The 20494-nt window shown below is 73.8% G+C and carries 23 protein-coding genes; 8 read left to right on the top strand and 15 right to left on the bottom strand.

What is annotated here, in order from left to right:
* Positions 1-2: 2 nt before the first annotated feature.
* Positions 3-1649 (bottom strand): FAD-dependent monooxygenase, encoded by a 1647-nt coding sequence (locus tag HNR21_RS36080; protein WP_182706697.1) that lies wholly within the window; start codon positions 1647-1649, stop codon positions 3-5.
* A gap of 210 nt (positions 1650-1859) precedes the next feature.
* Here HNR21_RS36080 and HNR21_RS22085 point away from each other — a divergent pair, with 210 nt between their 5' ends.
* A complete protein-coding gene (locus HNR21_RS22085) occupies positions 1860-3050 on the top strand; it encodes a cytochrome P450 (protein ID WP_119730348.1) in 1191 nt (396 codons plus the stop codon).
* A 13-nt stretch (positions 3051-3063) separates the two neighbouring features.
* Here HNR21_RS22085 and HNR21_RS22080 read toward each other — a convergent pair whose 3' ends face one another.
* Positions 3064-3777 carry an N-acyl homoserine lactonase family protein gene (locus HNR21_RS22080; protein ID WP_182706696.1) on the bottom strand — a complete coding sequence of 238 codons (714 nt, stop codon included), beginning with the start codon at positions 3775-3777 and terminating at the stop codon, positions 3064-3066.
* Between the two features lie 312 nt (positions 3778-4089).
* Here HNR21_RS22080 and HNR21_RS22075 point away from each other — a divergent pair, with 312 nt between their 5' ends.
* Positions 4090-4437, top strand: a complete 348-nt coding sequence (locus tag HNR21_RS22075) for a PadR family transcriptional regulator (RefSeq protein ID WP_182706695.1) — start codon at positions 4090-4092, stop codon at positions 4435-4437.
* On the opposite strand, the gene cydC is transcribed toward HNR21_RS22075, so the two are convergent.
* The 4 genes from cydC to HNR21_RS22055 are packed head-to-tail and all read right to left on the bottom strand — an operon-like array spanning position 4434 to position 10227.
* A complete protein-coding gene (cydC, locus tag HNR21_RS22070; protein ID WP_312881155.1) occupies positions 4434-6212 on the bottom strand; it encodes a thiol reductant ABC exporter subunit CydC in 1779 nt (592 codons plus the stop codon). The two genes, HNR21_RS22075 and cydC, sit on opposite strands and share 4 nt — an antisense overlap.
* Positions 6209-7939, bottom strand: coding sequence for a thiol reductant ABC exporter subunit CydD (cydD, locus tag HNR21_RS22065; RefSeq protein WP_182706694.1), 1731 nt, complete (start codon positions 7937-7939; stop codon positions 6209-6211). The genes cydC and cydD overlap by 4 nt, the downstream gene beginning before the upstream one ends.
* A gap of 19 nt (positions 7940-7958) precedes the next feature.
* Positions 7959-8903 carry a cytochrome d ubiquinol oxidase subunit II gene (locus HNR21_RS22060; protein ID WP_182706693.1) on the bottom strand — a complete coding sequence of 315 codons (945 nt, stop codon included), beginning with the start codon at positions 8901-8903 and terminating at the stop codon, positions 7959-7961.
* 22 nt (positions 8904-8925) lie between these two features.
* Positions 8926-10227, bottom strand: coding sequence for a cytochrome ubiquinol oxidase subunit I (locus HNR21_RS22055; RefSeq protein ID WP_182706692.1), 1302 nt, complete (start codon positions 10225-10227; stop codon positions 8926-8928).
* A gap of 259 nt (positions 10228-10486) precedes the next feature.
* Here HNR21_RS22055 and HNR21_RS22050 point away from each other — a divergent pair, with 259 nt between their 5' ends.
* Genes HNR21_RS22050 through HNR21_RS22030 form a run of 5 tightly spaced genes read left to right on the top strand, consistent with a single transcriptional unit; the run spans position 10487 to position 14370 of the window.
* Positions 10487-10714 (top strand): hypothetical protein, encoded by a 228-nt coding sequence (locus HNR21_RS22050; protein ID WP_182706691.1) that lies wholly within the window; start codon positions 10487-10489, stop codon positions 10712-10714.
* A 44-nt stretch (positions 10715-10758) separates the two neighbouring features.
* Positions 10759-11235, top strand: coding sequence for an acetyl-CoA carboxylase biotin carboxyl carrier protein (gene accB, locus HNR21_RS22045; RefSeq protein WP_119730341.1), 477 nt, complete (start codon positions 10759-10761; stop codon positions 11233-11235).
* A 13-nt stretch (positions 11236-11248) separates the two neighbouring features.
* Positions 11249-12598, top strand: coding sequence for an acetyl-CoA carboxylase biotin carboxylase subunit (locus tag HNR21_RS22040; RefSeq protein WP_182706690.1), 1350 nt, complete (start codon positions 11249-11251; stop codon positions 12596-12598).
* Between the two features lie 9 nt (positions 12599-12607).
* On the top strand, positions 12608-13585 hold the full coding sequence (locus HNR21_RS22035) for an ATP-binding cassette domain-containing protein (RefSeq protein WP_220500251.1): 978 nt from the start codon (positions 12608-12610) through the stop codon (positions 13583-13585).
* Complete coding sequence (locus tag HNR21_RS22030; protein WP_119730339.1) at positions 13582-14370, top strand: ABC transporter permease; 789 nt, start codon at positions 13582-13584, stop codon at positions 14368-14370. Before HNR21_RS22035 ends, HNR21_RS22030 begins: the two co-directional genes overlap by 4 nt.
* A 68-nt stretch (positions 14371-14438) precedes the next feature.
* Here the strand turns inward: HNR21_RS22030 and HNR21_RS22025 are convergent, their stop codons facing one another.
* From HNR21_RS22025 to HNR21_RS22000, 6 genes are read right to left on the bottom strand one after another with little or no spacing between them, the layout of a single operon-like run.
* Positions 14439-14744: an antibiotic biosynthesis monooxygenase family protein gene (locus tag HNR21_RS22025; RefSeq protein WP_119730338.1), complete on the bottom strand. Its 306-nt coding sequence runs from the start codon at positions 14742-14744 to the stop codon at positions 14439-14441.
* Complete coding sequence (locus HNR21_RS22020) at positions 14741-15076, bottom strand: antibiotic biosynthesis monooxygenase family protein (protein ID WP_119730337.1); 336 nt, start codon at positions 15074-15076, stop codon at positions 14741-14743. Before HNR21_RS22020 ends, HNR21_RS22025 begins: the two co-directional genes overlap by 4 nt.
* A complete protein-coding gene (locus HNR21_RS22015; RefSeq protein WP_119730336.1) occupies positions 15076-15804 on the bottom strand; it encodes an SDR family NAD(P)-dependent oxidoreductase in 729 nt (242 codons plus the stop codon). Before HNR21_RS22015 ends, HNR21_RS22020 begins: the two co-directional genes overlap by 1 nt.
* 24 nt (positions 15805-15828) lie before the next feature.
* A complete protein-coding gene (locus HNR21_RS22010; RefSeq protein WP_182706688.1) occupies positions 15829-16290 on the bottom strand; it encodes an anthrone oxygenase family protein in 462 nt (153 codons plus the stop codon).
* 2 nt (positions 16291-16292) lie between these two features.
* Positions 16293-16778, bottom strand: coding sequence for an SRPBCC family protein (locus tag HNR21_RS22005; RefSeq protein WP_119730334.1), 486 nt, complete (start codon positions 16776-16778; stop codon positions 16293-16295).
* 17 nt (positions 16779-16795) lie between these two features.
* Entirely contained in the window at positions 16796-17047 is a 252-nt protein-coding gene (locus HNR21_RS22000; RefSeq protein ID WP_119730333.1) for an acyl carrier protein, read from the bottom strand.
* Between the two features lie 206 nt (positions 17048-17253).
* Here HNR21_RS22000 and HNR21_RS21995 point away from each other — a divergent pair, with 206 nt between their 5' ends.
* A complete protein-coding gene (locus HNR21_RS21995; RefSeq protein WP_182706687.1) occupies positions 17254-18336 on the top strand; it encodes a methyltransferase in 1083 nt (360 codons plus the stop codon).
* Positions 18337-18450: 114 nt separating this feature from the next.
* Here the strand turns inward: HNR21_RS21995 and HNR21_RS21990 are convergent, their stop codons facing one another.
* The 3 genes from HNR21_RS21990 to HNR21_RS21980 are packed head-to-tail and all read right to left on the bottom strand — an operon-like array spanning position 18451 to position 20492.
* Positions 18451-19716, bottom strand: coding sequence for a beta-ketoacyl-[acyl-carrier-protein] synthase family protein (locus HNR21_RS21990; protein ID WP_182706686.1), 1266 nt, complete (start codon positions 19714-19716; stop codon positions 18451-18453).
* Complete coding sequence (locus HNR21_RS21985; protein ID WP_119730330.1) at positions 19713-20168, bottom strand: cupin domain-containing protein; 456 nt, start codon at positions 20166-20168, stop codon at positions 19713-19715. Before HNR21_RS21985 ends, HNR21_RS21990 begins: the two co-directional genes overlap by 4 nt.
* 3 nt (positions 20169-20171) lie before the next feature.
* Positions 20172-20492, bottom strand: a complete 321-nt coding sequence (locus HNR21_RS21980; protein WP_220500250.1) for a TcmI family type II polyketide cyclase — start codon at positions 20490-20492, stop codon at positions 20172-20174.
* Between the last annotated feature and the right edge of the window lie 2 nt (positions 20493-20494).

The raw sequence follows: 20494 nt of genomic DNA, 5'->3' as shown, positions 1-20494 counted from the left end.
GTTCAGACCCCGGTCGCGGCGGGCGCGGCGACGGCCAGCACCCGGGTCATGGCCCGCCGCAGCTCCCCGCCCGGGTCCTCGGGAAGGGACCGGGACCGCCAGGCCACGAACCCGTCCGGGCGGACCAGCACCGCGCCGCCCGGGTCCACCCCGTAACCGGCCGCCCAGCGCCCCTCCAGGTCGTGCAGGTGCCCGGTGTCCTCCCCCGCGCCATCGGTGATCGTGTAGACGTCGAACGGGACGCCGAGGTCCCGTTCCACCTCCGCGCACGCCTCCCGCCAGGCGGCGCCCTCGGCGGGCCCGGCGAAGACGACGAACCGCCGCCGCACCAGGTCGATGGTCGACCCGGCCGCCAGCGCCACGTGCGGGGCGCGGGTTCCCGGCTCCCCGGCGGCCTGCGGAGCCCACACCGTCTCCTCGCCGGACGCGGCGCCGTCCTCCGGCACGACGGCCGACGACCGGTACCGGTAGCCGAGCACCACCACGGGGTCGGCGACGATCCGCGGGTCCACCGGGGCGGCCGCGTCGCGCCCGGCCCCCGGGCGGTCCTTGGAACGCAGCACCGCCTGGAGCATCGTCTCCCGGGCCACCGGCAGCCGCTCGGCCTCGTAGGTGTCCAGCAGCGCGTCGCCGGCCCGGCCGCGCAGCACGGCGGCCAGCTTCCAGGCCAGGTTGTGGGCGTCCTGGATGCCGGTGTTGGAGCCGAACGCACCGGTCGGCGGCATCACGTGGGCGGCGTCACCGGCCAGGAACACCCGGCCCGCGCGCATCCGGTCGGCGACCCGGCCGGCCGACTCCCACGGCAGGGCGCCGGCGATCCGCACCTCCAGGTCCGGCACCCCCGCCGCGGCGCGCACCAGCTCCACGCAGCGTTCCTCGGTGATCCCGGGGACCTCCTCCGGCTCGCACATGACGTGCAGCATCCACCGGCGCGCGTTGTCCACCGGCAGCAGGGCGCAGCGGACGCCCGCCTTGGTGATGTAGCACATGATGAAACGCCGCTCGCCGAGCTGGGCGCTCAGGTCGGCCTCGAAGCTGATGTTCAGGAAGTGCCCCAGCCGCCCCGGCCCGGACGTCCCGATCCCCAGCCACTGGCGGATCCTGCCGTTCGCGCCGTCGGCGGCGATGACGTAGTCGGCGCGCAGCCGCCGCTCGGTCCCGCCGTCGGCCGGCCGCAGCCGCGCCCAGACCCCGTCCCCGTCGGGCTCGACCGCCGTGCACTCGACCCCGAAGTGCACGTCGGCGCCCAGCTCGACGGCGCGGTCGCGCAGGATCGGCTCGAGCTCGTCCTGGTGGCACATGCACCAGGAGGTGGGGCTCAGCTCCTCGAAGTTGGGCGAGCCGAACTGGAAGTACGGCTGGCGCATCTGCCCCAGCGGCCGCCCGGCCAGGCTCTCGGCCAGGTGGATGCCGTCGTTGGCGGCCAGCTCCCGGGCCGACGCGGTGCCGCGCACCCGCTCCTCCAGGCCGATGACGCGCAGCAGCTCCATCGTCCGCGGGGTGATGCCCCGGGCGCGCGGATGTCCCGACAGGCCCGGATGCCGGTCCACGACCACCGAATCGATGCCGTGCCAGCCGAGGAAGGCGGCCGCCGACAGGCCGACCGGGCCCGCGCCCACGACCAGCACCGATGTTCTCTCTGGAAGCATGATCGTCCTTACCGTCGGGGCGCCGCCGGCCGGCGCCGCGCGGACCGATGATCCGCGCGGCGGGTCCACCGGCGCTGGAGGCTGGCTGGACCGCTCCGGCCGCGGCCGGGCCCGCCGCGCGGTCACCAGCGGGACTCCAGGCTCCGGTGACCGGCCGCGGGCAGGCTGCCGTGCAGCGCCGGGGCCGTCCCGGCGGCGTTGGAGGACGTCATGACGGCCGAACCAGGACCCCAGATCGACTTCCCGCCGGACACCCCGGTGCCGTCGGAGCCCGCGCCGGTGTACGCGTGGCTGCGCCGGAACCGGCCCGTGACGCGGGTGCGGCTGCCCAACGGCGACCACGCCTGGCTGGTCACCCGCTACCGGGACAACCGGCGGCTGTTCGCCGAGCCCGCGCTGAGCCGGGCGGCGGCCGCCGCGCCGGGCGCGCCGCGGCTGCGCGCCGCCCCGCTGGAGCGCAGGTCGATCACCACCCTGGACCCGCCCGAGCACACCCGGCTGCGGCAGCTGGTGCTGCACGCGTTCACCTCCGGCCGGGTGGCCGCGCTGCGGCCGCGCATCGAGCGGTTCGCCGGGGAGCTGCTGGACGCGCTGGTGGCGGCCGGCCCGCCGGCCGACCTGGTGGAGGGCTTCGCCCGGCCGCTGCCGATCACGGTGATCAGCGAGCTGCTCGGCGTTCCGGCCGAGGACCGGGCGCGGTTCCGGGCGTGGACCGAGGACTATCTCGGCCAGTCGGCGCAGGGCATCGAACGGGCGGCGGCGCGGTTGAAGGGCTACTTCGCCGACCTGCTCGCCCGGCGCCGCAAGGAGCCGGGGGACGACCTGTTCAGCTCGCTGGTCACGATGCCCGCCGATCAGCGGCTGTCCGACGAGGACCTGGTGGTGCTCGGGGTGACGCTGCTGGTGGCCGGGTTCGAGACGGTCGCCAACCAGATCGCGGCCTCGACCGTCGTGCTGCTGCGCCGTCCCGAGCTGTACCGGACGCTGTGCGAGCGGCCGGAGATCCTGCCGTCCGCGGTGGAGGAGCTGCTGCGTTACACGCCGGTGTCGGTGAGCGGCGGCACCATCCGGGTCGCCACCGAGGACGTGGAGATCGCGGGGGTCCGGATCCGCGCGGGAGAGGGCGTGCTGCCGGCGATCGTCTCGGCCGACCGCGACCCGGAGGTCTTCGCCGATCCGGACACCCTGGACCTGACCCGCTCCCCCAACCCGCACATGGCGTTCGGCCACGGGGTGCACCGCTGCCTCGGGGCCCAGCTCGCGCGGGCCGAGCTGCAGGTCGCGTTCGCCGCGCTGACCGGCCGCCTGCCCGGCCTGCGGCTCGCGGTCCCCTGGGAGGAGCTCCGGTGGCGTACGGAGGGGATGATCAGGGGACCGCGGGCGCTGCCGGTGGCCTGGTGAGGGACGCCCGGCGTCACAGCGGGAACGGCTCGGGGGCCAGTGGCAGGATCCGCCACTGGTCCGGGTCGTGCCCGTGGACGATCCGGGCGTTCTCCCGCCGGGCCAGGTCGGCCAGCTTGCGGGTCGACTCGCGGACCCTCTCCTCGTCCATGTCGAACGGGTAGATGGAGCGTTCCGCGGCGTCCAGGTCCGCCGAGGTGGGGATCGCGTCGATGGCCAGCAGGACCGGCCGCGCGCCGGGGGGCCGCAGCAGCACGGACTGGTGACCGGGGATGTGCCCGCCGGACTCGACCAGCTCGATGCCGGGCCGGAACTCCTGGTCCCCCTTGACCAGGGCGAACCGGTCCTCGGGCAGATCCCACAGCGCGCGGAAGCGTTCCAGGCGGGGCACCGCCCCCGACCGGGCGGTGTCGTAGTGCTCCTCCTGCACCCAGAAGGTGGCCCGGGGGAAGGCGTCCATGTTGCCGGCGTGGTCGGGATCGAAGTGGGAGATGATGACGTCCCGGACCTCGCCGGCGTCGATCCCCAGCCCGGCCAGCCGGCTGACCACGTCCTGGCCGTGGTCCAGCTGCACCGGCTCCTTCAGCTCGCCGGCGTACGCCCCGGCCCGCGCCCGCGGGTATCCGGTGTCGATGAGGACGTCGCCCTCCTCGTGCCGGACCAGGTAGGCCGCCACCGGCCCCCCGGTCGCGCGCATCGTCCCCACCCGCATCAGATACAGCTCCATGAGATGCCCTTCCTCGTCGCGGCCGGTAACCGCTCCGGCCGGTGGCCGTATTCGCTTCGGCGTCGACGTCGCGTGAGGAACTGACGACGCGGACGGCCGGAAATGAAGATATCCACCGTCCCTAGAGCCCGACTGGAGCACCGGCCGCCACCTGCGCCTGCTCCCAATTAACACGGGAATGACAAGCGCTCCTGACAATTGTGATCAACCCAGTCGCCCAATCCGCCACCAGGACGACTCCCGAGGTAAATCGATCCATTTCTTCCCCGCCCGGGGGAGGCCTTTTTCGCGTTCATCATGTAGACTGCCGACATGAGGCCGGACTCGCTGCGCGGACACATCGACGCCTTGATCCTGGCGGTCCTCGAAGACAGGGCGCTGCACGGATACGCGATCATGGAGGAGCTCGCGAAGCTCAGCTCGGGTGCCATCGACCTGCCGACCGGCACCCTCTACCCCGCGCTGCGCCGCCTGGAGCGGCTCGGCTACCTGCGCAGCAAGTGGAGCGTGGTGGGCGGCCGGCAGCGCCGGACCTACCAGCTGACCGCGGCGGGCAGGCGGGCGCTGGCCGACGAACGCAGCGCATGGCAGACGTTCACCTCGACCATCGGCGCCGTGCTGGGACCGGCGACGCCCGATCGCGCCGCCGACCGCACCTAGACCGTTCCCGGCACCCGTTCCGCCCGCCGTCCCAGCCGTTCCGCCTCGCACAGCTCGCGGTACCGGCCGGGCACGGCCGCCAGTTCCGCCGGGGCGCCCCGCTGCACGACGCGCCCGGCCTCCAGCACCACGACCTCGTCGGCCGCGGCGAGCCCGGCGAGACGGTGGGTGACCAGCAGGGTCGTCCGGTTCTCGGTCGCCGCCAGCACGTCGGCCAGCAGCGCGTCCGCGGTGCGCGGGTCCAGTCCCTCGGTGGGTTCGTCCAGCAGCAGCACCGGCGGGTCGGCGAGCAGCGCGCGGGCCAGCGCCAGCCGCCGCCGCTGGCCGCCCGACATCCGGGCGCCCTCCTCCCCGGCCAGGGTGTTCCAGCCGTCGGGCAGGGCGTCCACCCAGTCCAGCAGCCCGGCCGCGCGCAGCGCCGCGCGCAGTTCGGCGTCGGTCGCCTCGGGTCTGGCCAGCAGGAGGTTCTCCCGGAGCGTCGTGTGGAAGACGTGGTCGTCCTGGGTCACCGCGGCGACCCGGTCGCGCAACTGCGCGTCGTCGAGCCGCCGCAGGTCCACCTCGCCGAGCAGCACCGCTCCGGACTCCGGCCGCACCAGTCCCAGCAGGGCGGCCACCAGGGTGCTCTTGCCCGAACCGCTCGGGCCGACCAGGACGGTGCGGCGTCCGGGCCGCAGCCGCAGCGAGACCCCGTCGAGCGCGGGCGGGCGGTCCTCGTCGTAGCGGACGCGCAGGTCGCGCGCGGTGACCGCGACAGGTCCGTGCGGCGGGTCGGCGGCCGGTTCCCGCGGGCCCTGCGGCGCCGGCAGGTCCAGGACGGCCAGCACCCGCCGCGCCGCCGCGGAGATCTCCACCGCGCGCTGCGCCACCGCCGGCAGCGGGGCGACCGGTTCGAACGCGGTGAGCGCCACCAGGGCCAGGACCGCGACGAGCACCGGGTCGATCCGCCCGGCCGCGCTCGCCTGGAGCGCGACGGCGGTGACGGCGGCCGTGGTGAGTCCCTGCAGGACCAGGCAGGCCGCGGCGGCCCGGGCCGACACCCGGCCCGCCCGCCGTTCCAGTGCGGCCAGTTCGGCGGCGGTGCGGTCGGCCTCGGCCAGCGCCCGCCCGGTGGCGCCGAACACCGCCAGGTCCGCCGCGCCGTGCAGCAGGTCGACGTGCTGGACGGCGAGCCGGTCGCGGACCGGGGCGATCAGCCGCCCGGACCGGCGCCAGGCGACGCCGGTGAGGACCGGCGCCAGCCCGCCGGCCAGCAGCAGCCCGGCCGCCAGGATCACCCCGGCGACCGGCAGGATCACCGCCGACAGCGTCACCGCGACGGCGGACACCGCCATCGCCGCCAGGTACGGGATGACGCACCGGACCACCAGGTCCTGGATCGCCTCCGCGTCGGACACCACCCGGTTGAGCGCCTCGCCGCCGCGCGGCGCCCGCGGCCCGGGAACGTGCGGGATCAGGGCGCGGAACACGGCCGTCCGCAGTTCCGCCAGCGCGCGCAGCGCCGCGTCGTGCGAGACCAGCCGCTCGGCGTAGCGGAACACGCCCCGCGACAGCGCGAAGGCCCGCACCGCGACGATCGCCAGGCCGAGCGCCTCGATGGACGGCCGCTGCGCCGCCCGGGCGATGAGCCATGCCGCGGTCGCCATCAGGCCGAGCCCCGACAGCTCCGCAAACACCCGGCCCAGCGCGCCCAGCCCGAGCCGGCCGCCGGCGGGCGCCAGCAGCAGCGCGAACCGCACCAGCGGCCGGGCGCGCAGCCTCCCCGCCGCGTTCACCGGGCGATCCCGGCGATCTCGGCGGTCCCGGTGCGCGCGGCGGGCTCGTCGGCGACGATCCGGCCGTCCGCCAGCCGGACGATCCGGTCCACGTGCCCGAGCACGGCGGGGCGGTGCGCGACGACGATCGCCGTCCGGCCGTCCATCAGTCGGCGCAGCCCCTCCAGCAGGGCGGCCTCGCTCTCCTGGTCGAGGTGGGCGCCGGGCTCGTCGAGCAGCAGCAGCGACACCTCGCCGGTATGGCAGCGCAGGAACACCCGGGCCAGCGCCAGGCGCTGGCGCTGGCCGCCCGACAGCCCGGTGCCGCGCTCGCCGAGAACGGTCCGGTAGCCGTCCGGCAGCGCGGTGATGAACCCGTCGGCCATCGCCTCCCGCGCGGCCTGGCGCACCTGCTCGTCGGTGGCGTCGGGAACGCCGAGGCGGATGTTGTCGGCCACGGTCCCGGCGAACAGGTGCGCCCGCTGCGGCAGCCAGCCGATGCCGCGCCGCCACCGCTCCAGGTCCAGGTCGGCGAGCGCGGTGCCGCCGTCCGGCCCGCCGAGCGCGACCGTTCCGCCGGCGGGGGCGGCCAGGCCGAGCAGCACCGCCAGGACGGTGCTCTTGCCGGCCCCGCTGGCGCCGACGAGGGCGACCCGTTCACCCGGTGCCACGTCCAGGTCGACGGCGTCCAGCGCGGGCGCGTCCCGGTCTTCGTAGCGGACGGTGACCCGGTCCAGCCGCAGGCCGGGGGGCGCGGCGGGCGGCGCGGCGCGGCCGGGCGGCGGGGCGGGCGCCGCGGTGTCCAGCACCCCGAACAGCTGCCGCGACACCGCGACGCCCTCCACCGCCTCGTGGAAGCGCGTCCCCACGGCCCGCAGCGGCAGGTACGCCTCGGGCGCCAGCAGCAGCACCAGCATGCCGGTGCGCAGGTCCAGGCCGCCGTCCAGCAGCCGCAGCCCGACCGGCACGGCGATCAGCGCCACGGAGAACGTCGCGACCAGCTCCAGCACCAGGGCCGACAGGAAGGCCACCCGCATGACGCCCAGGGCGGCGGCGCGGTGCGCGTCGGCGGACTCCCGGATCGCCCGGACCTGGGCCTCGGCCCGGCCGAACACCCGCAGCGTGGGCAGTCCGGCGACCACGTCCAGGAAGTGACCGCCGAGCCGCGACAGCAGCCCCCACTGCCGTTCGGCGGCGGCCCGGGTCTGCAGCCCGATGAGGATCCCGAAGATCGGGATGAGCGGCAGGGTGACCAGGATGGTGAGCATGGCGGCCGGGTCGGCGGCGCCGAGGCGGGCCAGCACCGCCACCGGGACCGCGGCCGCCAGGAACAGCTGCGGCAGATATCCGGTGAGGTAGGGGTCCAGGGCGTCCAGGCCGCGGCCGAGCGCGGTGGTCAGCTCCCCGGCGCGGTGGCCCGACAGCCGGGCCGGCCCGAGCTCCTGGGTGCGCCGCAGCACCCGGGCCCGCAGCGCCCGCTTGAGCCGTGCGGCGGCATGGTGCGCGGCGGCCTGGTGGACCCGGGTCAGCAGCGCCCGCAGCGCCAGCACCCCGGCGAACAGCGCCAGCGGGACGGCGAGCCGGTCCGCGCCGGCGCCCTCCATCACCCCGTCCGCCAGCACGCCGGCCAGCAGCTCGGCCTGCAGCACGACGAGCACGGCGACCGCCAGGGCGGTGAGCCCGGTCCACGCCAGGTGACCGCGCCCGCCGGGCAGCTCCCGCAGCAGGCGCCGTTCCTCGGGTCTCATCGCCCCCGGCCCCCTGCGCTCAGAAGAAGGCCACCGAGTCCCGGCCCACCCGGTGCCGGAAGATCCACCACATCCAGACCTGGGACAGCAGCAGCAGCGGGATCACCGGCAGCGCCAGCGTGGCGAGCTGCTCCAGGCTGGTCTGCGTCGCCGCCCCGTCCCGCAGTTCGGGCGCCTGCCCGAACCCGACGGCGAGCACCGGCAGCAGCGCCGCCAGCGCGGTGCACGCGAACGCCCGCCCGTACCGCCGCCCGGCCAGGAACCGGCCCGCCAGGACCACGGCGGCCAGCCCGGCCAGCGCGACGGCCAGCGCCGGCCACGGGCGGGCCAGGTCGCCCAGGACGAAGGTCAGCGCGACGACCACGGCGCCCAGGGCGGCCACCGGCCAGCTCAGCCGGGCCGCCAGGGCCGCGGCGGCCGGAGCCTGCTCGGCGGGCAGCCGCAGGCTCAGGAAGACCGCCCCGTGCAGCGCGAACACCCCGGTGACCAGCACGCCGCAGGCCAGCGCCAGCGGGTCGAGCACGCCGGCGCCCTCCGGCGCCGAGGGCAGCCCGCCGAGCAGGTTGCCCAGGGTGATCCCCGCGGTCAACGCGAGCCCCAGGCTGCCCGCCGTCAGGGCGCCCTCCCAGAACCGCTGCCAGGACCGCGACTCCCGGCGGCTGCGGAACCAGAAGCCCGCGTCGCGCACCACCCAGGAGACCAGCAGCGCGGTGATCACCGGGTACAGGCCGGGCATCACGCCCGACTCCAGCGCGGGGTAGGACGCGGCCATCAGCCCGGCGGTGGCGACCAGCCACACCTCGTTGGCGAGCAGGAAGGGCCCGACGGCGGTGAGCGCGGCGCGGCGCGGCGTCCCCGGCCCGGTCACCATGCGCATGGTCAGGCCGACGCCCACGGTGAAGCCGTCGAGCACGAACCAGGCGCCGAAGAACAGCCCGACGATCAGCAGCCACATCAGTTCCATGAGGTACTCCCTCGCTTCCGGCCTACAGCCGCAGCAGCCGGCCGTCGCCGGGCCGGTCGGCCTCGCCCTCGGCGACCGGCTCGGTCACCGGCAGCGTGCCGCCGAGCACCGCGGCGTCCGGACCCGACCGGGCGAGCCGGGCGATCAGCAGGTAGTCCACGACCGCCAGGGCGACGAACAGGACGGAGAAGAGGATCAGCGAGGTCAGCACGCTGGCCGTGCCCACCGGGGAGGCGCCGTCCTCGGTCCGCAGGTATCCGTACACCAGCCACGGCTGGCGGCCGACCTCGCGGACCAGCCAGCCGGCGATGGCCGCGACGAACGGGATCGGGATGATCCACACCAGCAGCCGCAGCAGCAGCGGGCGCCGTTCGACCCAGGTCTTGATCGCCATCACCAGCGGCAGCCAGAACAGGTACTCGAACAGGAAGGACCCGATGTAGGTCATCACCTTGAACGTCGGGGCGACCCATTCGGGCGGGGTGTAGTCGCCGGGACCGTACCTGGCCACGGCCTGGGCCTGGAGCTGTTCCAGGGTGGGGCCGGTGCCGCTGTCCTCGCCCCACAGCAGGGCCCACTTGATCGGCTGGATCTTCTGCACCACGTCCAGCTGGGAGTAACCGGTGGCCGCCACGAAGAATCCGGCGACCCCGGCGACGACCAGGCCGAGCTTCATGGAGCGGCGGAAGAATTCCACGTCCTCGGTGCCGCGCCGGAAATGCCAGGCGCTCACCCCGGCGACGAAGAACCCGGCGGTCGCCAGCACCACGGGGATGATGTGCATGATCGCCGAGGTCGCGGCCTCGTTGGTGAGCAGCGCGCCGTAGTCCACCAGCTCCAGGTGGTCGCCCTGGACCCGGTGGCCGACCGGGTGCTGCAGGAAGCCGTTGGCGGTCAGGATCCAGAACACCGAGGTGTAGGCGGTCAGCACCACCACCCAGAACACCGCGGCGTGCACCGCCCGGGGCAGCTTGCCCCAGCCGAAGATCCAGATCCCCAGGAACGTGGACTCCACGAAGAAGGCCACCAGGGTCTCCATCGCCAGCGAGGTGCCGAACACGTCGCCGGCGAAGTGGGTGAGCCCGCTCCAGTTCATCCCGAACTGGAATTCCAGGGACAGCCCGACCAGGATGCCGAGCACGTAGTTGATGACGTAGATCTGGCCCCAGAAACGGGTCATGCGCTCGAACACGGGCTTGCCCGTCAGCGCAAAGCGGGTCTCCATGATGGCGACCAGCGGACCGAGACCCAGCGTCAGGATCACGAACAGAAAGTGCAGGCTCGTGGTAATGGCGAACTGCAGCCGAGCCAGATCAACCGCCATGAATGCACGCCTCTTTCCGCAGCACGCCGTCCACCTGCTCTCCGCTCCGAAAAAAGCTACATGTAGGACGCCTACTTGTCCACCGGATCGTCCCGCCCCGCGGCCCGGCCGGCCCGATCCGCTCCCCCAGCCTGAGCGCGCGGGCTGGTGTCCGGTTGGCGCGACGCTCGATCCCGCGGCGGGCCGCGTCCAGTGCCCTTCGACCGGCCGGAGAGTTCCGCGCGCGACGCTCGTGTCCGGCCGATCACCCGGAGGGACCATGCCGGACGCGAGACCCCCGACACACCCGACGACCGTGCTGCAGAACCTGCTGCGGCACGTCCAGACGGGACTGATGCACGTCGGCGCCTACATGTGGCTGGTCGCCGGCGTCAGTCCCGACCAGATCGCCGCCGGCTTCGCGGATCCGGCCTCCGCGTCCGACCGCCCGGACCTGCGCCCGGCGCCCCAGCCCGAGACCGGTCCCGGACGGCCCCGGCCCCTGTGACGGCCGCCCGGACCGCAAGAGCAGAGCAGACAGGAGAACGGGAGATGACCGACGATCCGGTATCCGGCCCGGAGCCGCTGCTGGACGCCGTGGTGCGGCGCGCCGCGCAGCTCGAGGCGGCCACCGCGGCCCCGGTCCGGCGGATGAAGATCCAGTCCGACGGGATGACGGTGGAGATCGAGTGGTCGGTGGAGGGCGGCGGCGCGCCGCGTCCGGCCGCTCCGCCGCCCGCCGTCCGGGAGCCCGCGGCCGACGAGGGCGCGGTCGCGATCACCGCGCCCGCGGTGGGCGTGTTCTACCGGGCGCCCGAGCCCGGCGCCGAGCCGTTCGTGAAGGTCGGCGACCGCGTGGAGCCGGGCCAGCAGGTCGGGATCCTCGAGGCGATGAAGCTGATGAACCCGATCGAGGCCGACCAGGCCGGCCTCGTCACCGAGATCCTCGTCGACAACGAGACCCCGGTGGAGTACGGCCAGCCCCTGATGCTGCTCAAGGTCGATCCGGAATCGGCCGGCGGCGAGTGAGGAAGGCGACCCCATGTTCAAGACCGTGCTCATCGCCAACCGCGGGGAGATCGCCCTGCGGGTGGCCCGGACCTGCCGCGAGCTGGGCATCAGGACGGTGGTCGCGCACTCGACCGCCGACCGCGACTCGGTGCCGGTGCGGTACGCCGACCAGGCGATCCAGATCGGCCCGGCGCCCTCGCGGCACAGCTACAACAACGCCGCGGCGATCGTGGCCGCCGCCCAGCTGACCGGTGCGGACGCGGTGCACCCCGGCTACGGCTTCCTGTCGGAGGACCCGTACTTCGCGGAGATCTGCCAGGCCGAGGGGCTGACCTTCATCGGCCCCTCCGCCGAGGTGATCTCGCTGCTCGGGGACAAGATGCGGGCCCGCAGGTTCGTCTCCGGGCTCGGGCTGCCGGTGCTGCCGGGCAGCGACCCGGCCGTCGACGACGCCGCCGAGCTGGCCCGCACCGCCGAGCGGATCGGCTACCCGGTCATCATCAAGGCGTCCGCCGGCGGCGGCGGGCGCGGCATGACCATCGTCGAGGACCCCCGGGACTTCCCCCGCGCCTACGCCGAGACCAGGCGGACGGCGCAGGCCCTGTTCGGGGACTCGCGGGTGTACGTGGAGAAGTACCTGGAGACCGCGCGGCACATCGAGGTGCAGATCCTGGCCGACAGCCATGGCAACGCGCTGTACCTGGGGGCCCGCGACTGCTCCGTGCAGCGGCGCCGGCAGAAGCTGATCGAGGAGAGCCCCGCGCCCTCGGTGTCGCCCGAGGACGTCGACCGGGTGGGCCTGCTGGCCGCCAAGGTGGCGCGGGAGGCCGGCTACGTCGGCGCCGGGACGTTCGAGTTCGTGGTCGACGAGCAGGACCGGTTCTACTTCCTGGAGGTCAACAGCCGGATCCAGGTGGAGCATCCGGTGACCGAGATGGTCACCGGGGTCGACCTGGTCCGCGAGCAGCTCACCGTGGCGGCCGGAGGACGGCTGACGCTCCGCCAGGAGGACCTCGTGCCGCGCGGCGCGGCGATCGAGTGCCGGATCAACGCCGAGGACCCGGACCGGGGGTTCCTGCCCACCCCGGGGACGATCGAGGAGTTCGTGGCCCCGGGCGGGCCGTTCGTGCGGGTGGACACGCACGCCGCGCCCGGCGCCCGGATCACCGCGGACTACGACTCGCTGCTGGCGAAGATCATCGTCTGGGCGCCCGACCGGGAGCAGGCCATCGCCCGCATGGACCGGGCGCTCGGCGAGCTGGTGGTGGGCAGCCGGGAGGTGCGGACCACCGCCGGCTTCCTGCGCGAGGTGCTGGCCCATCCGCTGTTCCGGGACGCCAAGCACGCCACCTCGCTGGTCGACCAGATGTGCGCGGACTGAGAGGCGGCCATGGTGAACCCTGCCATTGAGGCCGAGGGCCTGGTCAAGCGGTACGGGACGACCGTCGCCCTGGACCGGCTCGACCTGGCGGTCCCGGCCGGCACCGTGCTCGGGCTGCTCGGCCCCAACGGCGCGGGCAAGACCACCACCGTGCGGATCCTGGCGTCCCTGCTGCGGCCCGACGCCGGCCGCGCGGTGGTGGCCGGTCACGACGTCGTCCGGCGGCCCGACCTGGTGCGGCGCTCCATCGGGCTGTCGGGGCAGTACGCGGCGGTCGACGAGAACCTCACCGGGCGGGAGAACCTGGTGCTGTTCGGCCGCCTGCACCGGCTGCGGGCGGCCCGGGCCCGGGCCCGGGCCGACGAGCTGCTGGAGCAGTTCCACCTGGTGGACGCCGCCGACCGCGTGGTCAAGGGATATTCGGGCGGGATGCGGCGCAGGCTCGACCTGGCCGCCGGGCTGATCGCCCGGCCCGCGGTGATCTTCCTGGACGAGCCGACCACGGGGCTGGATCCGCGGGCCCGGATGGACATGTGGGAGGCGGTCCGCGGGCTGGTGGCCGACGGCGCCACCCTGCTGCTGACCACCCAGTACCTGGAGGAGGCCGACGCGCTCGCCGACGAGATCCTCATCGTCGACCACGGGCGGGCCGTCGCCCGGGGCACGCCCGACCAGCTCAAGGCGCAGGTGGGCGACGAGCACCTGGAAGTGGTGGTGGCCGCCCAGGAGGACCTGGCCCGCGCGGAGCTGGTGCTCAAGGACGCCGTCCAGGTCGAGGACCGCATCGACGTCCAGGAGGCGACCCGCACCCTGGTGGCCCCCGTCAGGGACGGGGTGGGGGCGCTGGCCGAGGTGTCGGCCGGGCTCGCGGCGGCCGGGGTGCCGACGCGCGGGCTGTCCCTGCGGCGCCCCACGCTCGACGAGGTGTTCCTCACGCTGACCGAGCGGGCCCCCGCGCCCGCCGCCGGAAAGGAGTCCGCCCCATGACGTCCTCCGTCACCGCGGCGGCCTGGACCGTCCACGACATCTGGGTGGTGATGCTGCGGCATCTGCTGCACCTGCGGCGCGTGCCGCAGCTGCTGTTCTTCTCCGCCGTCCAGCCGGTGGTGTTCCTGCTGCTGTTCGCCTCGGTGTTCGGCGGGGCGATCGCGGTGTCCGGGCTGGCCTACGAGGCGTTCATGGTGCCGGGCATGTTCGCGCAGACCATGGCGTTCGCCGGGGCCGCCACCTCGGTGGGGCTGGCCGACGACCTGCGCGGCGGCTTCATCGACCGGTACCGGTCGCTGCCGATGTCGCACTCGGCGGTGCTGGCCGGCCGGATGATCGCCGACGGGGTGCGCAACCTGTCGGTGATCATCGCGCTGGCCGCGGCCGGGCACCTGATGGGGTTCCGGTTCACCACCGGGCCGCTGGAGGTCCTGGCGGGGCTGGCGATCCTGCTGGCGTTCAGTTTCGCGATCTCCTGCGTGGGGGCGGTGATCGGGCTGACGGCGCGCTCCCCGGAGGCCGCGCAGATGGCCGCCAGCATCTGGATGATGCCGGTGGTGTTCATGAGCAGCGCGTTCGTCCCGCTGGACAAGCTGCCCGGCTGGCTGCGGGTGTGGGCCGACCACAGCCCGGTCACCGCGACGGTGGACTCCATGCGCGCGCTGTTCTTCGGCTACGGCGACACGAGCGGGCCGGTGCTGATGGCGCTGGCCTGGTTCGCGGTGCTGGTCGGGGTGTGCCTGCCGCTGGCGGTCCGGCTGTTCCACCGGACCGCGAGCAAGTGAGCGCGACGCCGTAGACGCACGACGAAGCGGCCGGGGCCTGGCGCCCCGGCCGCTTCGTCGTGCCGTTCTCAGTAGGAGGCGACGACGTCGTAGATGCCGAAGGGGGATCCCCGCCGGCGGTCCTGGTAGGGCCGCAGCGGAGCGGTGGTGCCGCGGTGCCCGGCGCCCTGCTCCCATGCGGTGAACGCCTCCGGGCTCTCCCACTCGCTCATCACGATGAAGGAGCCCGGCTCGGTGGTGGAGCCCAGCAGCTCGTTGCCCAGCAGCCCGGGGGTGCCGGCCAGCGCCTTGCTGATCTCGTGGTACGCACGCTCGACCGCCCCGGGGTCGTCCTCCGGGGCGGTCGCGTAGAGCAGCACTCGCAGCCGGCTCATCGGTCCCCGTGGGACGCCGAGGCGGCACCGGTCATGCCGTACACCACGTGCATGGTGGTCATCGAGCCGCCGGAGCGGTACGGGTGCAGCTTGGTGCGGTGCTCCAGGTGGTCGTCGCTGCGCTCGAACTCGCGGAAGCGGGGCTCGTCGACCCAGTCGCTGACCACGTAGTAGACGCTCGGCTCCTCGGCGTCCCGCGACAGCCAGTGCCCCAGGTTCGCCGGGTGGTCGACGATCGCCTTGCCGACCCGGTACCAGGTCTCCTCGAACTCCTTCTCCATGCCCGGGTGGATGTTCATCCGCAGCATCACCCGGAACGCCTGCGCGGCCATCAGATGCCCCCGTCCACGTGGATGGTCTCGCCGTGCACGAACGAGGCCAGGTCGCTGGCCAGGAACAGCACCGCCCCGGCGATCTCCTCGCCGCGGCCCAGCCGGCCCAGCGGGATCATCCGCCGGTACCGCTCGCGGACCTCCTCGGGCACCTCGGCCTCGGTCTCCACCGGGCCCGGCGCCACCACGTTCACCCGGATCCCGCGCGGGCCGAGCTCCTTGGCCGCCGACCGGGTGAACCCGATCAGGCCCGCCTTGGAGGCGGTGTAGTGGGCGCGCTGCGGGATGCCGATGGTGGCCACCCGCGAGCCCACGTTGATCACCGACGCCCCCTCCGGCAGCAGCGGCAGCAGCGTCTGCAGCAGCGTGTAGGCGGAGGTGAGGTTGGTGTTCAGCACCCGGTCCCACTCCTCCAGCGGCAGCTCCTCGAACGGGATGTGGCTGATCACGCCGGCGTTGTGCACCAGGACGTCCACCCGGCCGTACCGGGTGCGCGCCTCCTCGGCCAGCCGCCGGACGTCGGCGGGCTCGCCCACGTCGGCCTTGACGACCTGGTGGTCGCCGCCGAGCTCCTTCAGCTCCCGGGCCAGCGACTGGGCGGCCTCGCCCTCGCCGCGGGCGCAGGTCAGCACGTCGGCGCCGGCCCGGGCCAGCGCCAGCACGACCGACCGGCCGATGCCGCGGGTGCCGCCGGTGACGACGGCCTTCTTGCCGTTGAGATCGATCATCTGTTCCTCCAGGGAAGACAGGGGCTACATGAGCGCCGCGGCGCCCGCGGCGTTGGCGGCCAGCCCGACGATCGCCAGGCTGGTGCGCAGCAGGTTCCAGGCGCGCCAGCGGGTGCGCGGGTCACGCCGCTCCCAGTCCGCGGGCGGGGCCGCGGCGTCCAGCGACATCACGTACCGGTTGATCGGGACGTTCTTGATCACCGAGATGGCCATGACGACCACCAGCAGGACGCCGGCGGCCCCGAACAGCGCCCGCGCGGTCGGGTCGTCGACCGTGACGACCAGGGCCAGGTCGAGCACGACCGTCAGCGCGTGCGTGATCGGCATGAAGGGGTCGTAACGGGGCCACAGGAACTGGATGGTCTCGACGTACCGGTCGTAGGACTGCGCCAGGGTCATCGGCACGATGCCGATGACCGTCGAGAACATGACCCCCGCGGCCAGCCCGTTGCCGAGCAGCATGACCACGATGAGCAGTCCGGTCACGGTCACTCCGGGTCGGGCAGCCCGCGCCGGCCCGCCGCCGCGGCCTCCTCCACCAGGCCCTTGATCCGCGCCATCTGGACGGCGGTGTTGCGGTTGAGCCGTTCGGTCATCGCGGCGTCGTCGATGGGGGCGTCGGGCTTCATCCGGAAGTCCTGCACCCACCGCATGACGACGCCGTCGTCCTCCTGCCGGTACTCCCAGTACAGGTTCATGTACTCGAACACGCCGGTCTCGACGCGGCGGGCCCGCACCGTCCGGGTCACCGGGTCCGGGGTGCGCTCCGACACCCAGCTCCACACGGTGCCGTTCTCGTCGGGGTGCAGCGCGAGCCGGAAGGTGATGGTGCCGTTCTCCTCCTTGAGGATCTCGGCCGAGGAGTACTCGCTGAACAGCCGCGGCCACGACTCGATGTCGTTGGTCATGTCCCAGACCAGGTCCATCGGCGCGTTGATCTTGATCTCGTTGTCGGTGTGCCCGACGGTCGTCATCGCTTCGCCTCCTTCGCTCAGGCCGTGGCGAGCCGGCCGCTGATGTAGTCGACCGCCTCCTGCGGCGTCCGCATCTGCTCGACCGCCTCGTCGGGCATCGGAATGCCGTACTCCTGCTGGACCTTGGCCGCCATCTCCAGCACGGCCAGCGAGTCGTAGCCCAGCTCCTCGAAGGTGATCTGGGCGATGTCGCCGTCGAGCTCGGCCCCGCTCTCACCCGCGCAGGCGCGGATGAGGCGTCGCACGTCGTCCAGCGTGAACTGCGCCATTGGTTCCTCCGTCCTCGGTCCGGTCAAGGAACGCCGATGCTTGCTGTCAGGAGGGTCCGGCAGTCCGCTAAAGAGGCGGTCGAAGACCGATGGGCGCGCGGCGCGCCGCCGGCGCCCGGCGGCGGTTCAGCCGGGCGCCAGGAGCGCTAGAGCCCGGCGTGTCACGTTGCCCGCAGGGACGTCCGGACGACGAAAGGCACGCGCCCATGACCGAAACACCGACGATTCACGGGGACGGGGGCCGCGACGCCGCCGGTCCCTCCGCGTTCGAGCAGCTCGCCGCGGCGCCCGCGCGGCACCAGCTGGTCATGCTCACGATGGGCCGGGTCATCGCCCCGGTGATCTGGGCGCTCACCGAGCTGCGGGTGGCCGACCACCTCGCCGCGGGGCCGCTGCCCGTCGGCGAGCTGGCCCGCCGCACCGGCACCGACGAGCAGGTCCTGCTGCGCATGCTGCGCTGCGCGGCGGCCTACCAGGTGTTCGCCGAGCGGCCCGGCCGCGAGTTCGCGCTCACCCCGATGTCGGAGCTGCTGCGCGACGACGTCCCGCAGAGCGTGCGCGACCTGGTGCTGATGAACGGCACCGAGCTGTTCTGGCGGCCGTACGAGGCCGTCCTGCACACCGCGCGGACGGGCCGGCCGGCGTTCGAGGCGGTGTTCGGGATGCCGCTGTTCGACTACCTGGAGACCAAGCCGGACCTGGCCGGCACGTTCCACCGCGCGATGACGGCGGTGAACCGGGGCGGCGTCGACGCGATCGCCGAGGCGATCGCGTCGCGGCCGTTCACCCGGGTCGCCGACATCGGCGGCGGGCAGGGCTACCTCCTCGCCGCGCTGCTGGAACGCCGCCCCGACGGCACCGGGGTGCTGTTCGACCGGCCCGCCGCGCTGGAGGGCGCCCGCGCGCTGCTGGACGAGCGCGGGATGTCCGGGCGCGTGGAGCTGGCGCCCGGCGACTTCTTCTCCGAGGTGCCCGGCGGCTGCGACGTCTACGTGCTCAAGCTGGTCCTGCACGACTGGGCGGACGCGGACGCCGTCCGCATCCTCAAGGGCGTCCGTGCGGCCATGGCGGACGGGGCCGGCGCCCGCCTGCACGTGGTCGAGCACACCGCGGGCGAACCGAACACCCTGGACATGGTGCGGTTGCTCGACATGGACATGCTCTTCTGCCTCGGCGGGCGGGAACGGTCGGTCGAGGAGTACCGGGCTCTCGGCGAGCAAGCCGACCTGCGGCTCACCGCGCAGCGGCGGGCCGGGCGCTTCACCGTGATGGAGTTCGCGGCGCGCTGAGGCGGCACCGGTCCCCACACGCGCGATGGCCGCCGCCCCCGGGAGGGGCGGCGGCCATCGTTCTCACCGTTCAGGACGCCCCGGGTAGGGCGCCTGGGGACAAAAGGGACGTCCTCAACGGCTGAGCACCATCGCGGACTGGAACCCGCCGAATCCGCTGCCGACGCTCAGCACCGCGTCCAGGCGCTGCTCACGGGCGGTCAGCGGCACGTAGTCCAGGTCGCATTCGGGATCGGGGTGGTGCAGGTTGGCGGTGGGCGGCACCGTCTGGTGCTCCAGCGCCAGGGCGCAGGCGGCCACCTCGATGGAGCCGATCGCGCCCAGCGAGTGGCCGATCATCGACTTGATCGAGCTGACCGGCACCTCGTAGGCCCGGCCGCCCAGGCTGCGCTTGAACGCCGCGGTCTCGTGCCGGTCGTTCTGCTTGGTGCCCGAGCCGTGGGCGTTGATGTAGTCGATCGCGTCGGGGTCCAGCCGGGCCCGCCGCAGCGCGACCCGGATGGCCTCGGCCATCTCCCGTCCGTCCGGCTTGAGACCGGTCATGTGGTAGGCGTTGCTGCGGCTGGCGAACCCGGCGATCTCGGCGTAGATGTGCGCGCCCCGCCGTTCGGCCGCCGAGCGCTCCTCCAGCACCAGCACCGCCGAGCCCTCGCCCAGCACGAAGCCGTTGCGGGTGGCGTCGAAGGGCCGGGAGGCGTGCTCGGCGTCGTCGTTGCGCGGCGAGGTCGCCTTGATCGCGTCGAAGCAGGCCGAGGTGATCGGCGAGATCGGGGCGTCGGTGGCACCGGCGATCACCACGTCCGCCGATCCCTCCCGCAGCAGCTGCGCACCGTGGCCGATGGAGTCCAGCCCGGCGGTGCAGCCGGTGGAGATCAGCGCGACCGGCCCCTCCGCGGCGCAGTCCTGCGCCACCTCGGCGGCGATCGTGCTGGGCGCCATGTAGCCGTACAGCTGCGGCACGCCGTACCGCCAGTCGACGTTCCACTGCCGGCCGCCGTCGCTGAGCACCACGTACTCCTCTTCCAGGCCCATGGTGCAGCCGACGGCGCTGCCGATGCTGACCCCGACCCGCTCGGGCGGGACCGACTGCAGCTCCAGCCCGCTGTCGGCCAGCGCCTCCCGCGCGGCCACCACGCCGAACTGGGCGGCGCGGTCCATCCGGCGGATCTGCTGCGGGCTCAGTCCCTCGGCGGCGGGGTCGAAGTCGCATTCGGCGGCGATCCGGGAGCGGAACCCGGTGGCGTCGAACAGCGAGATGGGACGGGTCGCGGTGCGCCCGGCCACCAGCATCTCCCAGAACGCCTTCTGGCCGATGCCGCCCGGGGCCACGACGCCGATGCCGGTGACGACCACGCGGCGATCATCCGTCGGACGGTTCATCGCGGGGCCCCCACCTCCGGGTTGGGCTGGTCGGCCCCGGGCAGCTCCTCGGTGTCGACGTGGCCCAGCTCGGGCCGCGGCGCCAGCGGCGACAGGTGGAACACGGCGAAGACCTCCTCCTCACCGGGGTTGGAGACCCGGTGCCGCACCCCGATGGGGATGAACACGCCCGTGCCGGCGCCGACGGTCATCTCCTCGGTCCCGTTGATCCGCACCAGCAGCTCGCCCCGCACCACGTAGAGGAACTCCTCGGAGTACGGGTGGTAGTGCTCGGAGACGTACTCGCCGGGCCGCAGCGTGAGGTCGCCCATGAACCCGGAGGTCGACTGCACCGTCTTGGGGCTCAGCACGACGCGGATCCGGCCGCCGCGGCGGCTGTTGACCACGGCGTCGTCGGCGCAGAACACGCACGCGGTCCGCTCCTGGGTCCGCTCTGCGACGTTGTCGGACATCGCTCACGCCTCCCACTGGTAGAAGGGAATGGCCATCGCGTCCTTGGGTTCCTTCCAGTTGGGGTCGTACGGGCGCACCTGCTTGGCCAGCCGGGTGTTGATGTCCTCGTACAGCGGGTGGCTGCGCGCCTTGTACAGGTTCGGGGTGATGTCCTGGTCGGCCTCCACGAGGTGGAAGTACAGGTCGTGGAAGCGGAACAGGGTCCGGCGGGACACCCCGATCATGTGCGGCAGATCGGTGGCGTCCGACTCGGCGAAGATCTCGGCCACCGCCTCGGCGTTGGCCGGCTCCATCCGGGCGACGATCAAAGTCCGGTGCACCATCC

This window comes from Thermomonospora cellulosilytica, from assembly GCF_014138835.1.
GTDB lineage: Bacteria > Actinomycetota > Actinomycetes > Streptosporangiales > Streptosporangiaceae > Thermomonospora > Thermomonospora amylolytica.
Note: the sequence above shows the minus strand (reverse complement) of the source record. Positions and strands in the feature narration are given on the sequence as shown.